This window comes from Mucilaginibacter sp., from assembly GCF_041663085.1.
Lineage (GTDB): Bacteria > Bacteroidota > Bacteroidia > Sphingobacteriales > Sphingobacteriaceae > Mucilaginibacter.
In genome coordinates, this window is the sequence record NZ_JBAZRC010000109.1 from 1 (window position 1) to 16,501 (window position 16,501).

The 16,501-nt window shown below is 44.6% G+C and carries 8 protein-coding genes and 1 pseudogene; 5 read left to right on the top strand and 4 right to left on the bottom strand.

The window, feature by feature from the left end; genetic code table 11:
- Together WC615_RS17065 and WC615_RS17070 are read right to left on the bottom strand one after the other, a co-directional pair.
- The coding region (locus tag WC615_RS17065) for a RagB/SusD family nutrient uptake outer membrane protein (RefSeq protein ID WP_372979283.1) at positions 1-1,192 on the bottom strand (1,192 nt) is incomplete at its 3' end.
- 17 nt (positions 1,193-1,209) lie between these two features.
- Positions 1,210-4,302, bottom strand: a complete 3,093-nt coding sequence (locus tag WC615_RS17070) for a SusC/RagA family TonB-linked outer membrane protein (RefSeq protein ID WP_372979284.1) — start codon at positions 4,300-4,302, stop codon at positions 1,210-1,212.
- Between the two features lie 439 nt (positions 4,303-4,741).
- Between WC615_RS17070 and WC615_RS17075 the strand changes: the two genes are divergently transcribed.
- The 3 genes from WC615_RS17075 to WC615_RS17085 all read left to right on the top strand — a co-directional run bounded on the left by WC615_RS17075 (position 4,742) and on the right by WC615_RS17085 (position 8,428).
- Positions 4,742-6,301 carry a family 43 glycosylhydrolase gene (locus WC615_RS17075; protein WP_372979285.1) on the top strand — a complete coding sequence of 520 codons (1,560 nt, stop codon included), beginning with the start codon at positions 4,742-4,744 and terminating at the stop codon, positions 6,299-6,301.
- A gap of 176 nt (positions 6,302-6,477) precedes the next feature.
- The gene (locus WC615_RS17080; protein WP_372979286.1) at positions 6,478-7,362 is read left to right on the top strand and encodes an AraC family transcriptional regulator; all 885 of its coding nucleotides are present in this window, start codon (positions 6,478-6,480) and stop codon (positions 7,360-7,362) included.
- Positions 7,363-7,402: 40 nt separating this feature from the next.
- Entirely contained in the window at positions 7,403-8,428 is a 1,026-nt protein-coding gene (locus tag WC615_RS17085) for a GntR family transcriptional regulator (RefSeq protein ID WP_372979287.1), read from the top strand.
- 264 nt (positions 8,429-8,692) lie between these two features.
- On the opposite strand, the gene WC615_RS17090 is transcribed toward WC615_RS17085, so the two are convergent.
- Positions 8,693-11,368 (bottom strand): family 78 glycoside hydrolase catalytic domain, encoded by a 2,676-nt coding sequence (locus tag WC615_RS17090; protein WP_372979288.1) that lies wholly within the window; start codon positions 11,366-11,368, stop codon positions 8,693-8,695.
- A gap of 184 nt (positions 11,369-11,552) precedes the next feature.
- On the bottom strand, positions 11,553-14,816 hold the full coding sequence (locus WC615_RS17095; RefSeq protein ID WP_372979289.1) for a glycosyl hydrolase: 3,264 nt from the start codon (positions 14,814-14,816) through the stop codon (positions 11,553-11,555).
- Positions 14,817-15,036: 220 nt separating this feature from the next.
- On the opposite strand from WC615_RS17095, the gene rhaT reads away from it, so the two are divergent.
- Together rhaT and WC615_RS17105 are read left to right on the top strand one after the other, a co-directional pair.
- On the top strand, positions 15,037-16,116 hold the full coding sequence (rhaT, locus tag WC615_RS17100) for an L-rhamnose/proton symporter RhaT (protein WP_372979290.1): 1,080 nt from the start codon (positions 15,037-15,039) through the stop codon (positions 16,114-16,116).
- A 25-nt stretch (positions 16,117-16,141) separates the two neighbouring features.
- Positions 16,142-16,501: pseudogene (locus WC615_RS17105) on the top strand (bifunctional rhamnulose-1-phosphate aldolase/short-chain dehydrogenase); the annotation flags it as partial.

The following is a 16,501-nucleotide window of genomic DNA, read 5'->3' on the forward strand; positions in this document are numbered from 1 at the left end:
CCGGGTTAATATTTTGGTATGCATTAGCCGGGCCGGTTTGTTCATTAATAGCTTCGGCCAGCATCAGCAATACATCCGAGTATCTTAGCACCGGCCAGTTATCATCTGTACGGCCAACCACCGTATGCGGATGGTTGTATTTATTTACAAACGGGATAGGCACAAATACACCGCCAGCGTTTGTATAACCCTCTTTTAAAGCAACGGCTTTACGCTCATCACCTGCTTCAAATTCGGCGATGATACTTTTGGTTGGGATATTCCAGCCTTGCGGGCGGCTTGTAGGGAAGCCGGTTACAGCACCTTCCGAGCCTCTCGGCGCAAAAATGTAAAGGAAGTTGCTCCACTCGCTCACCTTATCGCTGCCCAGGTACTGTACCTCAAATAATGATTCGCTGTTGTTTTTATTAGTTGTAGAAAAAACATCGGCATACTTATTTACCAGCGAGTAACCTAAAGGCAATACCTGGCGTAAGGTACTTTCTGCTTTCGGATAATCTTTTTTGGTTAAGTAAACCTTACCCAATAAACCCAGGGCCGATCCTTTAGAAGCACGGCCCACATCCCCACCAGTGTATTCGCTTTTTGCGGGCAGGTTGGCTGCCGCGTCGGTAAGGTCTTTAATGATCTGCGTATAAACAGCATCTTCAGGACTACGTGATGTAGCAAAAGCATCAGACGCATTGGCAAGCGGTTCGGTAACTAATACCACCGGGCCAAAATAACGTACCAAATTAAAGTAATAGTAGGCCCGCATAAATTGCAGCTCGCCTTTATACTGAGCTTTTTTCTTATCGGCTATCGCGGTTACGCCATCTATCTTAGATAATGCTACGTTGATATTGTAAAGCGCGTTGTACGATTGGTTGTACATATCGGCTATGTTTACATTGGTTGCCGTTACGTTCCAAAACTCAAAAGCTTCCACACGGTCTGTCTGCCCCCTGTCTGATGGGTCGAGCTGTATGGTTGTATTATCTGATGACATTTCGGCAAAAATGTACTGGCTGTTCACATTGTCCTGCATGGAGCTGTACGCACCGCTTACCGCCTGCTTTATCTGGTCTTCTGTTTGATAGAACTTTTCAGCAGTTTTCTTGGTAGGATCGGACAGGTCGAGAAATGATTTTTTACAGGCTGATGTAACCGCCAGAAAACCTAATAAGAATGATATTTTATATATTTTTTTCATCGTGTCGGTTTTTTAAATTAAAAGTTGATTCGGGTACCAATAGATATGGTGCGGGGCACAGGGTACGATTCGCCGTCTCTTCCCGGGCTTATCACATCATTGCCATTATTGGTACGGGCGGCATTAACCTCGGGGTTATTACCCGGGTATTTGGTAAACAGGAAGGCGTTATCTACACTAACAAAAACCTTGGCATCAAAAACATTTTTAATACGTGGTATAGTATAACCTAAGGTGATGTTCTTCATCCACATATAGTTACCGCTATACACATACATAGAGTTGGCCTCGCGTGTAAATTGGTAAGTATTTGAGCCTGGCCATTTGCCAGCACCAGGGTTCTGTGCAGATCTCCAGCGATTCTGCACATCAGACAGTACGTTAAATACACCATCTATATTGGCCAGGTTCATATCAACCGCCCTGTAGATCTGCCCGCCCGATGATCCGTTTAATAACATGCTCAGATCAAACCGTTTGTAGCCTACGTTCCAGTTCCATCCCCAGGTAAATTTAGGGTTGGGGTTACCTATCACAACCATGTCCTGCGTATCGTAAGAGATCACGCCGTCGCCATTGCCATCAAAATATTGGTAAGTACCCGGGATGTTGTTGGGATGGTGCGGTGTAGCATCAATTTGCGCCTGGGTTTGATAAATGCCCAAAACTTTATATCCGTAAAACATACCTATTGGCTGCCCTACCTGGCTTATGTTGTAGCCATCATAAAATGCGCCTGTAAGTAATGAATTGCGGTCGCCGTCTATAGCCAATACTTTATTCCTGTTGAATGATATGTTAAAACCTGTGCTTAAGGTTACATCGCCATATCTGTCGCGGTAGTTTACACCAAGTTCAAGCCCTTTGTTTTCCAGCTTACCAATATTGGTGATGATGTTTCCGAACCCTGCAACAGCGGGTATCTCTACATTAAGCAGCATATTGGTAGTTAACTTACGGTAGTACTCTGCAGTAAAGTTTACTTTCCCTTTCAATATGCTCAGATCCATACCAATGTCCAGTTGCCTTGATTGCTCCCATCCCAGGTTAGTGTTTGGGAACGAACCGATTGTTGCACCCGGTACAACTGTACCACCCAGCACATAATTACTGCTGTTAATACTTGCCTGCGAGGTATAGTTACCAATGTTGTTGTTACCGGTAATACCATAACTTGCCCTGAATTTCAGATCATCCAGCCAGCTCATTTTAGGGAAGAAACTTTCCTGCGAAATACGCCAGCCAACAGATGCCGACGGGAAACTACCCCAACGGTTATTGCTGCCAAAACGGGAGCTTGCCTCGCGGTTAAACGCGGCGGTGAACAGGTATTTATCTTTGTATGAGTAGTTAACCCTCGACAAAAAGCTTTCGATAGTAAAAGATGCCATGCCGGCGCTGCCGCTCAACTGGTTGGCTGCCGAAACATACTCCACCAGGTCGTCGGGAAAGTCTGACCCGGTTGCGTTACCCGTGTTTAAGCTACTTTTTTGAAAAATATGGCCAACCGTTACCTCCAGTTTATGATCTTTAAACTTAGGCGAGTAGGTTAACAGGTTATCCATACCGTAGTTCATATTATTGTAGAAGTACTCGCCGCCACTTGCAAGGCGCGGCGGCGGGCTGTTAAACCCGGCCAATGTTGATGGGGTAAAATCATGATTACGCATATCGTCAATCACGCCGTTAAGGTTGGTACGGAAGCTAAAATCTTTAAAAGGCTTAATTTCTATGTATGCGTTAGCCGTAACATTACTTTTATATTGTTTGTGCTGCTCCTCGTTAAGGCGCTGTACCGGGTTAGGGAACCCGAAAATATTATCATGGCCGCCTATGTAACTGTTGTAGCTACCGTCCTCGTTATATACAGGTTCGCGCGGGTCCATCAGTAAGGCCTGGTCTACAATGTTGCTGCCAAAGCCACCGGCAATAGCGTCGCTGTTTTTTGCCCATGAGTAAGCGCCCGACAGGTGCAAGCCAAAATTCAGGAAGTTATTAGGCCTGCCATCCAGGTTTGCCCTTGCTGTAACCCTGTTAAAACCGGTGTTGATCAGCGAGCCATCCTGTTTAAGGTAGCCAATAGATATATATGAGCTTGATTTTTCGGAACCATTGGTTAACGCAACGTTATAATCGCTAAACGGCGCGTTTTGATGCAATATCTCTTTGTACCAATCGGTTGATACCTTGGTTTGCTCCGGGAACCTGAAATCGGCAGGGATCTCGCTATCTAATGGTTCCCTGTTTTGAAAATACCTGATCTTATCAGAAAACACATCCTTTTGAAATTGCGCAAACTGCTGGCCGTTCAGCACATGTACTCGCCTTGAATCGGGCACGTTTGCAAAACCGTTGTTGGTAGTAACCGAAAGCTTATAACCATCTTTTTTACCGCTTTTGGTAGTTATTAAAACAACCCCGTTGGCGCCCCTTGATCCATAAACCGAGGTAGATGCCGCATCTTTCAGGATAGTGATGCTTTCAATATCGTTTGAGTTTAGTGAGTTGCCCACGTTGGTGCCCACCGGGAAACCATCAACCACGTACAATGGGTCGCTGTTTGCACCCAGTGAACTGTTACCACGGATCTCTACCTGCAGTTCCTGCCCCGGCTGTCCCGAGGTTTGTTTGGCTACAACGCCCGGTGCCTGCCCCTGCAAAAGCCGCCCAACGTTTGATGCAGGGATGCCTTGCGATTTGGAAAGATCTACCTGCGAAACTGCCGCGGTGATATCGGCCTTACGCTGTGAGCCGTAAGCAAGTACAACCACTTCCTTTAGCCCTTGTGAAGATGCCGACATTTTTATAGTGATACTGGCGTCATCACCCACAACTACGGTGCGTTCTGTATAGCCGATGTACCTGAATATTAGTGTCGCGCCTTTATTGGCGTTTAATTTAAAACGGCCGTTAACATCTGTTTGGGTGCCGTTGGTAGTACCTTGCACCGATACAGATACACCTACCAGCGGTTCTGATGAAGCGGCATCGGTTACTGCGCCCGACACGGTTGCAGCCGTTTGCGCAAAGGTTGGCAGGTAACATAAAAGCGATAAAGCCAGTATGAGCAGGTGCCTGCCGGTTACAAAAAGTAAAAGTCTTTTTTTCATAATTTTTGGTTAGTTATTGTTTGATTAGCTTATAGGTTTTTAATTTTTTGCACAGCGATTTTTTACACCATAGGCATGCTAATTATTTCTTTGTCGGTTTATATTTTTTGAGCGTAAAAGCAACGCTGCGATAGATGCAGGGATGCTTTGGTTATTATTGGTTTTCAAAAGTATTTTAATGCAACCTGCCTGAAATACAGGTTTTGATATTTGATTTATATATTTTGATACTTTTTAACACACTGTTAAACAGGTATTTATTTGCAATATTTAAATATTGACACCTTATATAGAGAAATTGGGATAAACAGAGAAAGATGTCAGAAAACACATCACTTTTATCAAATGATGTAAAGAAGGATTTAATAACTTGCCGAGATTAGCAGGAAGAAAAACCATTTACAAACCGGCAGCTCCTGCCATGTTAAAACTGTAAGCGATGAAATTTAACCGGACAAATTTGTTCCCGATACTGGTATGCATAATATTCTTTTTGATACACGGGTTTGTCCCGCATACCGCATTTGGCCAGGGCAAACGCAAACCTTCCGACCTGGTTATTACCAATTTTGATAAGCAGGGTAATCAAATTATCCGTTACAGTAACGTGGGCGATGCCATTGATGCCCACGACGGCGAAATAGCCTTGTTTAACGGCACCTACTACCTGTATGGCACCAGCTACGATTGTGGTTTTGAGTGGGGAAACAAGAACGCGCCATTCTGTGGTTTTAAAGTGTACTCGTCAAAAGATATGTTGAACTGGACCGACAGGGGCTTTTTGTTTGATGCCAAAACCGAAGTTTGGCAAACACGCTGCAATGGCAATACTTATGGTTGCTTTAGGCCGCATGTGGTTTTTAACAGCAAAACGCAATTGTATGTACTATGGGTAAATGTTTATGATAATGTATCGGGCTACCGCGTTTTTACAAGCAAAACGCCTGTTGGCCCGTTCACAGAAGTTGCCGAGCCAAAACTCGCTGTAAACTCGAACGCGCCGGCTGCGGGCTTAAACAATGGCGACCATGATACTTTTATTGATGATGATGGTACCGCCTACCTGGCTTATACCGACTGGCGCACAAAGGGCACCATTGTAATTGAAAAACTAAGCAGCGATTACTTAACCGGCACCGGCGAAGTTGTAACATCAGTTACCGAAGGGCAAACTGAGGCACCGGGCATGTTTAAACGTAATGGCATTTACTACGTGGTTTATTCCGACCCTAACTGCGGGTATTGTTCGGGCACAGGCACATCTTATAAAACAGCTAAATCGCCGCTTGGGCCATGGTCTGCAGGGAAAAAGATCAGCGATAACTCCTGCGGAGGGCAGCCTTCTTTTGTATCAACCATAAAATTGAGTTCGGGCAATGTTTACCTGTTTGGCAGCGATTTGTGGAACAATGCCGCCAAAAATGAAGCACTGGCCAATTATTACTGGGCACCGCTCACATTTAATGCCGATGGCTCCATCATCCCCATGACCTGCGACCAGCCCTTTAAAGTTACCGGCAGTAAAGTGGCAAGGATACCAGCTGCAGACGTTAAAAACAGCAGCACCAAAGGTCTTCCTGATATAGCCGGGGCAACTAAGCGATCGCAAACATTTTTGGCAGAGCGCAGCGGCATTCTAAAAACGGTTTATCTCCCCGTATACAAAACGGGTAATGTCGACGCGGACTTGCAGGTGGCTATTTATCGTGCCGATGTACATGGCAATCCTGAAGGTAAAGCCCTAGCAAATAAAAGCATCCCTGCAAAAGTAATAGGCTGGTCGGTTAAGCGCCTGGCTGTTCATCCTGCTATTAATTTGACAAAAGGAGCGGCCTATTGTATTGTGCTTTCTTCGGCCACAAGTGCAGGCAGTTATGGCTTTACATACAATAATAGCAAAACAGCCAATCCGCAATTATCATTCGGTAAATTTCAGGGAGATTCCTTTGTGGCTGAAAATGGCAAGCAATTAAATTTTAAGCTCATCGTTACTCAATAAGGCCCTTGGGAGAAATAAAATTCACTTTTTGATATTTTGTTTGTACTTTTTGATATTGGCCTTGTTGGTGGGGAAATAGTTGTTATTTTTAATATATAAACCACTACTATCAGGTATTGCCACTTATCTATGCGGCATACCGTGTACCAATTATTTATTATAGTAGCGCATTCAAAATGATCAATTATTACAAATATTTGCCGGTAAGCCGCGAGGACGAAAACTGGGGCCTTTGCGTTTTAAATACGGGCTGCACCCATATCGAAGCCACTGGTTTATACCCTTTTAAAACCCACCCTGCGCACCATTATTTTAACTGGGCCATTGGCAGGGTATTAAACGAATATCAGATCATTTACATCACCAAAGGTAAAGGCATCTTTGAATCTGATAGCTGCAAACGGCGCGAGATAAAGGCCGGCACCATCATCATCCTTTTCCCCGGGGAGCGTCACCGATATAAACCTGACAACGAAACCGGCTGGGACGAATACTGGATTGGTATGAAGGGGGATATTATTGATAACCTGGTGAAAAAGAATTTTTTGAGGCCCGATAATCCGAGCATCTACATAGGGTTTAATGAAGGCATATTTAACCTGTTTAACAGCATTATTGAAGTTACCAAAAGAGAAAATACCGGTTACCAGCCTCTCATATCAGGTGCCGCGCTGCACCTGATGGGGAATTTTCACTTTATTTTTAAGCAGGATGCGGTAGAGTGCGAAGAGAAAGAAACCATCATCAATAAAGCAAGGCTATTGTTCCGCTCAAACATCACGAATGATTTTTCGCCCGAACAGGCTGCCGAAGAACTGCAGGTAGGTTACTCGTGGTTCCGCAAAGCTTTTAAAAGTTATACAGGGCTTTCGCCGGGTCAATATTACATCCAGCTAAAAGTAGAACGCGCTAAAGAGCTTTTGAACAACCCGGAGATCCCGATCAAACAAATAGCTTACGACCTGCGGTTCGACAGCTATTTTTACTTTTCGAAAATGTTTAAAGAGAAAACCGGCATCCCCCCTACCGATTATCGTAAAAGGGCATTAGGGTCGTTGTAGCTATCCAAAAGCCAAAACAACTGGTATATTTACCGTATCAATGAGAAACTACTTAAAAATACTGCGGATTGACGAATATTCAATTACGCCCTATTATGCGCAGATCTATAATTCTATCCTGCGGGCTATTGAAGATAAGCTGATTGATAAAGATGATATCCTGCCCTCTATAAACGACCTGAGCATCGCGCTTGATATTTCAAGGAATACCATCACCCGTGCTTATAACGATCTTAAAAAAATAGGTGTTATTAACTCCGTGCCCGGTAAAGGCTACTTTATATCCAATACCCGGGTAGACCAGTCGGTTAAGGTACTGCTGCTATTTAATAAACTGAGCAGCCACAAAAAATTATTATACGATGCCTTTGCCGGTGCGCTCTCGCAAAAAGCATCTATTGATTTTTACATCTACAACAGCAACTTTAACTTCTTTAAAAAGCTACTGCTGGAGAAACAGGAGAAATATGATAAAGTAGTTATCGTGCCCCATTTCAGGGACAAGGCAGATAACGCGTTCGAAGTAATAAACGAAGTACCCAAAGAGAAACTCATTCTGCTGGGCAAACTGGTTAACGGCGTTACCGGTGAATTTGGTGCGGTTTATGAAGACTTTGAGAACGACATTTTTAACGCGCTTGTTAGCCTGATAGAAAAGATCAGGCAGTACACCTCGCTAACTATCATTTTCCCGAAGCAAAGCTATTTCTCTACCGATATACTGATAGGTTTCCTGAATTTCTGTAAAGTTTACAACTGCGATTACGATATCATATCCGACCTAAAAACCCAACCAATCCAAAAAAGCACCCTTTATATCACCCTTACCGAGGACGACCTGGTAGAACTGATAGACAAAGCACTGAGCCTGGAATATAAGGTTGGCGAGGATGTGGGCATTATCTCCTACAACGAAACAGCCCTAAAAAGATTGATTCTGAACGGCATCACTACCATATCAACAGATTTTAGGTTTATGGGCGAAAAAGCCGCCGAACTGGTATTGAATAATTCGAAAGAACATTTGAAAGTGCCGTTCAATACTATTATAAGAAAATCGTTATAAACAAAACATTCCGGTTATTTACGCCGTTGTTGGTGTTGTCACCAACAACCTTTAGGAGTATCAAACATGGGCAATTGCATGGCAGCTTGTTTGTGACAACACCAACAAGGGCGAAAGAAAACAATTCTCTTCCGCAGTCGCTCGGCTCCAGCCGAGTGACCCTTATTATAAGGCCTCCGGCCGCATATTTACGGCGGCAAGATGCCGCTAAATAGTCTTCACTCGGCTGGAGCCGAGCGACTGCATAAGCATAAAACCAACCTGCTAATCAGTTATTCTAAACTGATAGCTTCCTGCCGCTATTTGATAATTCGCGCTGTTCTTTATTAAAACATCCCCTTGGTAAACTTTTGATTTGCCGGCATTAGGGAACGTTATGGTAGCCGATGAGTTTGCCGGGATAGTAACGTTATAAATAACATCCTGCCCTTTCCTTGCCCACGATGATACAATTTTACCATAAGGCCCATCATGCGATGCGTTGAAAAATTCAAGGCCCGATACAAAGTTTGGTTTTAACAATACATTTTTAAACCCGGGATGTGACTCATCAGGCAGTATGCCGCCAAGTCCTTTAAAGAACCAGCCGCCAATTTCGCCAAACATCATGTGGTTTAATGAAATATCCCTTTCGGCTTTGATATTCCAGTTCTCGTAAAGCGTTGTAGCACCATTCACAATCCACCAGCCCCATGACGGGTAGGTATCCTGCGCGGCCAGTTTATAGGCGGTTTCGGCTTCGCCATTATTGCTTAAAGCATTTAATACGGCTTTGGCGCCTAAAACGCCCACATCAATATGCATCCCATCGGCAGCAACCCGTTTTGCAAGATTTTGAGCTACCTGGGTTTTGTATTGTTCGGGTACTATCCCCCATTGTAAAGCCATGCTCAATTCGGTTTGTACACCATTGCCGTAAATGCCGGTTGCTTTGTTAAAGTATTTATCGTTGATGGCCTTTTTGATCTTTTCAGCCAGTGCCGAGTAAAATGTATAGTCGGCCTGTTTACCGAATAGCTTGGCCGCCTTTGCCAAAATAGTAGCATCAACATAAAAATAAATAGACGAGGTGTACTCTAACGATGACGATGATTTAACCGGCACCCAGTCGCCGCGGCCAAAGGTGGTTAGGCCGCCTACGCTTATACCGTTAACGTAATTAACATACGCACGGATATTGTTATAGTTATCAGACAACGCCTTGCTATCGCCATAAAACATGTACAAGTTCCAGGGGATAATGGCGATGGTACTCGTCCAGTCGGTACCGTTTGCTGTGCCGTAACCCCAGCCGCCTGTCGGGATAATATCAGGCAGTACACCGTTTGGCTGCTGCTCATCGCGGTGATCGGCCAGCCATTTTTCATAAATAGTGATACCGTCAAAGTTAAACAGCCCGGTCTCCACAGCAAAGTGGCCGTCGCCAGTCCATCCATTCTTTTCGCGCTGCGGGCAATCGGTTGGATAACCAAACAGATTGGATAGGTATGAATTATTGGTAGCCCACCACAGTTTGTCTATCAATGGGTTTGATGAACTTATTTTACCCGTTGCCGATACATCGCTGTGCATAAAATAACCAACAACATCCTCCTTTTTTAACTCAAGCGGTTTACTGCTGGTGATCTCTACATACTGAAATCCCTTGTAGTTGAACTTCGCCATAAACTCAACAGTACCCTTACCGTTTAAGGTTACGATATCCGTACCAAATGGGTCGCTTTTATCTTTAGGGCGATAGTAAACGTCAATGTTCGACATATCCACATGGCCATTAGCGTAAAGCCTTTCGCCGTGTTTAATATGCACTACGGTACCGCTTTTGCCGTTTAACTTTACTTTAGTCACACCCGAAATATTCCGGCCCAGGTCAACCACGTAAGTGGTATCATTAAACTTGTTAATAGATTTTGCCGCTATCTCATCCACATTACGGATAGGCTGCATCACCTGGCTAACAATTTGTTTTGACGGTGCTGCGCGCAGGTCTACTTCTTTCCAATCTTTATCGTCAAAGTTTGGAGTATTCCATCCGGGTAATTCCAGCCTGCTATCGTAATGTTCGCCGGTGTAAATACTGTTAAACGTAATGGGGCTATAGTGTGTTTTCCAGCTATCGTTGGTGGCTACAATGGCGGTGGTGCCATCATCATAGGTTATCTTCAGGTCCATGCAAAAGGTTGGCCTGTTGCGCCACGGGGCCCGGTCAAAATTCCAAACCGCTATGGATTGCATATTGTACCAGCCGTTACCCAATAGTACACCAATGGCATTTTTGCCTTGCTGCAACTGGTTGGTAACATCATAGCTTACATACAGTGTACGCCTGTCGAAACGGGTGTACATCGGGTCGAGCCTATGATTACCTATTTTTTGCCCGTTGATATATAACTCATACAAACCGCCAACAGCAATATATGCCCTTGCCGATTTGATCTTTTTACCCGCGGTAAATGCTTTACGAAAATACGGAGCAGGCAGGGTATTGATGCCGGCCGGGTCACTTATCCACGAGCCGGTCCAGTTATTTATGCCCATTAAGCCGGTCTCGAAGTTGCTAATGCGGCTATCTGGCAATTTTGCGCCTGCGCGGTTCCAGGTGCGCACCAGCCAGTAATATTTGGTTGATGGCTGCAAGGCTTTGCCGTTATAAGTAATGTTACTGGCAGATGAAGCTACTTTGCCCGAGTTCCACGTCGTGGGATTTTTCGCTAACTGAGCAGAATCTGTACCCACTAGCACCTGGTAGGCTGTTTGGGTAGCTCCCTTGCTGCGGTCTTCCATTTGCCAGGAAAGGCGCGGGTGTTGTTCGTCTACACCAATCGGTGCTTCTAAATGCTCGCACTGTAAAGCAACGGTACGGGTTTGGGCATAAACAGTAGCGCCGGCAAGCGTATTAAAAAAGAATGTTAGCGCTAAAACGTAATGTGAACGGTTCAAAATCTTCTTATTTTATTTGATTAAACTTATTTATTGTCGACTAAGCAACAGCAATTTCTTATTTGCATCTTCTTGAGGGTAATTGCCATCAAAAGCCAGGATTAAATTTAAAAGCGTTGGCCAATGCGATTCCCTCCCAACGGGAGGGTGCAGGGAGGGAATTTAGGCCAACGTTTTACTTCCTTTATTTTTGGTCAACAACCTCAATTTTCACCGGCCCTAATAAACCCGATGACTCTAACTTATCAGTTGGTTTAAACCTGTTGTTACTCAACCATGTCTTCCGCTCAGATTGGGGTAGCTTAGCATCGCCAACCAAACGGTTTACCCATGTATTTACCACCTTTATCGCCAGTTTATTTTCTCCGGACTTTATTGCAGCCGTAATATCAACCTTGTAAGGGGCGGTCCATGCGCCACCAACGGCTATACCATTTACGGTTACTTTGGCTATTGCCTTTGCCATTCCCAGATCAACAAATACCTTCTGACCTTTTTTTACAGCGGCTAATGTAAACGTATTATTATAAAATGCCGTTCCCGAGTAATAACGGATGCTATCATTAGGATTTACCGACCAGTCGCTTAAGGTATTAAATATAACAGGATTTACCGGGCCGCGCATCTTACTGTCGAATTTAACCGACCATGGTTTATCAATAATTATAGTTTGCACAGCCGCAGCATAGTTCGGATTGGCCGTTACCGCACCTTGCGCATCCTGCCTGAATATGATGAAAGCGCTTTCAGTCGGGGCCAGTTCAAGTGGCACGGTGGTAACTTTGCCCGTTTGTGTATACGATGGTAATTCCCGCACGCTTCCGCTAACCGGATCCCATAACTCGGGGCGTTTACCTGTGATGCGGAACTGTGGCGCTATTTTAACCGTTTTATCTTCCTGGTTGGATATAAAATAGATCGAGCCATCCTCTACCTTCCGATGGATAAACAATGTTGAATTATTCTCCGTGATCCTGGCATCCGGGATAACCTTGATCAGATCAAGCGCTTCCTGCATCTGCATATTGCTAATCACCATCCCCTTGCCTACGCGGTTTGCTTTGATGGATGAACCGTTGATATTACCCCATAACTCGTCAGCAAGTTTGTTAACCTGCGCATCGCCTGCCGGGTAATTTTGCAAACTTGGCGATGTTAAAGGTTTTGGGCCTAAAACAACCATCCCCTGCTCCACCAGCTCCTTTATTTTTAATAATAGTTCCGGGCGAATGGTGGTTAATTGCGGCAATACCAAAATGCTGTAGCTCATGCCATCAGGCAAAACCATTTTACCATCTTTTACGCTCAGCCTGGTTTTTATCACTTCGCCGTTAATATAATCAAACGAATATCCCTGTGGCAGTTTAGGGTCTTGCACGCCGGTCATTTTTGGCGCGTCCTCGCTTATAAAATAGGCTACATCTGCAACATATTTACCCTGCTGTAGCATCATATTACAGCGTTTAATATATTTCAGGAATATATCCATATCATAAAACCAGGTGTTTAACCGGTTAAATTCCGTACCAAAAAAAGCGTTAACACCGGGCGCTTTATCTTCATAAGGCTGGCTAATGTATACGTGCATCAGGGTGTTATTGATACCCTCGGTAAAAAAGCGGTCGGCACGTTGTTTCAATAATGCCGGGTAGCGCGCAAACGGGCCTCCCGCACAGGTAAATGATTCGGCCGACACCTTAGTTTTCCCATAAATATGCGCTGATGATGAAGCCGCACGGTTTTCGATATCGCCTAACATGCCTTCGCTCCAAAACTCACCGCCTACCTCGTCCGACTGCCCGCCGTACTGCAAAAACTCGCCTGGGAAGCCCCAGTGTCCATAGTTCTCCAGCCAGGTGGTAAGCCCATGCTGGTGACTGATATCGCGCAAGCCGCCTACATAATCGTAAGCCACCCTATCGGCAATAAAACGGCGCAGATCCCAAAGGAAACGGTCGGACTTATCTTCGCTACCCACCACCTTGCCCTGTAAAACGGGGACGTATGGCGTTGGGTCATAACCGTAATTCTTTTCAAATTTTTCAACCAGGCCGTCGGTCCAGTTCTGGCCACCGGTTTCATAGCTATCCTCAACCGTTACCTTCCATGTTTTACGGTCAGCCGCCGGAATGCGTTTAATGATCTGACCCAGGAAAGCGTCAAAGTGAGCGGCTATATGCTCTTTGCTCATTTTATCCGCCTCCAAACCGGTGCCCTGGGCCGAAGCCGGGCCGTTGGTTACCTTGGTTGGTGTCATCCCGGTGCGCTCAATTACCCAGTTACCGGCAGGCACCTGCCAGTTAAGGGTGCCATCGGCAACCATGTATTTTGATACATCAACCACCTTTGCGGGGTCTATCACATATTTATTGTCATCAACAACAGGTTGTGGCTTCCACTGGTAAGCATCCCAATACGGGAATGGTGTTTGCCACATTTTAGCCAGCGTTTTTTCTATATAGTTCTCTACTATCGGGGCTGATGATAACTTCACTTCGGCAATACCTGCGTTTTCGGTTTTGGTAAACAACAAACGGAAACTATCTGACGATGTAGCGGGGATAGATATAGCACCCGGTCCGTACGGGTTAAAACCCACGTTGGCAGCATCGTTACTACGGTCGACCCTGAAATGTTTTACAGTTACATACGTGCCGTTCTTCTTTACCTGCAGGTCGCCTTCCAGCGTCATACCCCTGCGTGCAGGGACAATAACAAGGCTGCGGGCGGTATAAGCTTTTTTAAGGTTGAGATCTATTGTATACGGTTTGTTTCCGTCCAAAAATATAACTGTAGAATCGGCGCCATCGGCAATCTTAGCCAGGTCTTTAATAAAAGGCGCTGAGCTGATTACAGGCTTCAGGTCGCGGATGTCTTTGATATAATCCGCGCTAACCGGGTAAGCGATCACTTTAACATCCTGGAAATTCTTTTCGGGTTTTACCAATTTACTATTAAACTGATATGGCCCCTTTACCGCTATTTGTGATGATGTTAAATAGCGCATAGCTTGCTCCGGCTTCACCCATGGCCCGCCGGACTGGCTCCAACCCGGACTGTTAAAGATACCTATCTCGATATTGAGTTCGGTAGCCCTTTTTAGTGCGGCATGCAAAACATCCCACCACTCGTCTGTAAATATCTTTATTTTACCGGCAGGTACATCATCCTGCCATATATTACCAATGAAGGCGCGGTTGATGCCTACCTTTTTCATCGATTCTAAGTCGTGGATTACACCTTCCTTTGAGATATTATCCGAGATCCAGTACCAGTAAACGCTGGTTTGAATGCTATCCGGCACAGTTATAAAGCCTGCTTCCAGCTGACCCATAGGCTTAATAGCAACTGATTGGGTAATTTGCTTTTTTGGTGCACACGCGTTAAACGCAAAGCTTATCAGTAATATAAATACACAGGATACACTCAGCTTTTTTGTAGTAGGCATCAGTTTATTAATTAGGTACGCGTTAGCGGTATTGGTTAATTGGCGCTTACCGGGTAAGCGTTTTCGAAAGTATCTTAAATTATCAATTCAACTATACCCAGCTATACCATTGATTATTGCCGACCTATTTAGATTTGAGAAGGTAACAGATAGGGATGGTTAAACAAACTGTTACCTTTATCATTGCCTTAACCATTATAATAAACCCAATTCCTAAATTATGCAAGCAATCTTCGGTGTTATATTTCACTTTATCGGCGGCTTCGCTTCCGGCAGCTTTTACATCCCTTATAAAAAAGTAAAGGGCTGGGCCTGGGAAAGTTTCTGGATAGTAGGCGGCATTTTCTCCTGGCTTATTGTGCCACCTGTGGCTGCATGGTTAACCATCCCTAATTTTACAGATATCATTGCCCAAACAAACGGGCAGATACTGGCGCTTACCTATTTCTTTGGTTTGCTTTGGGGTATAGGCGGTTTAACTTATGGGTTGGGTGTGCGCTACTTAGGGGTATCATTGGGCAGTACCATTATACTGGGCCTGTGTGCGGTGTTTGGTTCTATCATACCATCGGTTTATTATAACTTTTTCCCAAAAGAGGGTAAAGACAGCTTCAGCATGATGCTGCACAGCAACTGGGGCCAAATGGTTTTATTGGGTATTGTAATTTGTGCTATAGGTATTATAATATGCGGAAAGGCCGGTACAATTAAAGAAAAAGAGCTCTCTAAAAACAAAACCGTAGCCGAAGAGAATAAAGAGTACCGTTTTGGCCTTGGCATTTTTGTAGCCATTGTATCGGGTGTGTTAAGCGCCTGTTTTAATTTTGGTATCGAGGCCGGCAAATCAATGGCCGATACCGCAAACGAGGCATGGAAAGTATTACACCCAAACGCGGGCAATTTCCTGTTCCAAAACAATGTTATTTATATAGTGATATTATGGGGTGGCCTTACTACCAACTTCATTTGGTGTATGATATTAAATGCGCGCAATAAAACCTTCAGTAACTATACCGACGGGCAAAAACCGCTGTTAAAAAACTACATCTTTTCGGCCCTGGCGGGCACTACCTGGTTCCTGCAGTTCTTTTTTTATGGCATGGGCGAAAGTAAATTGGGCAACGGCGCCAGTTCGTGGATCCTGCACATGGCCTTTATCATCCTCATAGCAAACGCCTGGGGCTTATTGTTAAAGGAATGGAAAGGCGTTAGTAAAAAAGCAATATATACGGTTATAGCCGGTATAGCTACCATCATCATATCAGTTTTGGTGGTTGGCTATGGTAATTCACTCAAATAAAAAAGCAATAAAAATTCATATCAATATGTCTACTACAACACAATTTAAACATGTAAGCTACTTATGGGACGATGCTAAGGCAGCCGCTTTAGCCGGAGACGAGGTAGCCTTACTGATATACCGCTCAAACCTGCTTGGTGCCGATCTGCGCCTCACCAACTACGGCGGTGGCAACACTTCATGCAAGGTAACTGATAAAGACCCTTTAACCGGTAAAGAGGTTGAAGTAATGTGGATAAAGGGCTCGGGCGGCGATATCGGCACGCTTAAAAAAAGCGGTTTGGCTGCGCTATATGTTGACAGGTTAAGAAGCCTGAAAAACGTTTATCGCGGTATTGAGCACGAGGACGAAATGGTTGAGCTGTTTAACCACAGCATTTTCGAT

Coding starts and splice junctions, on each gene's coding strand:
- WC615_RS17070 (WP_372979284.1), bottom strand. CDS start 4,302: ATGAAAAAAAGACTTTTACTTTTTGTAACCGGCAGGCACCTGCTCATA.
- WC615_RS17075 (WP_372979285.1), top strand. CDS start 4,742: ATGAAATTTAACCGGACAAATTTGTTCCCGATACTGGTATGCATAATA.
- WC615_RS17080 (WP_372979286.1), top strand. CDS start 6,478: ATGATCAATTATTACAAATATTTGCCGGTAAGCCGCGAGGACGAAAAC.
- WC615_RS17085 (WP_372979287.1), top strand. CDS start 7,403: ATGAGAAACTACTTAAAAATACTGCGGATTGACGAATATTCAATTACG.
- WC615_RS17095 (WP_372979289.1), bottom strand. CDS start 14,816: ATGCCTACTACAAAAAAGCTGAGTGTATCCTGTGTATTTATATTACTG.
- rhaT (WP_372979290.1), top strand. CDS start 15,037: ATGCAAGCAATCTTCGGTGTTATATTTCACTTTATCGGCGGCTTCGCT.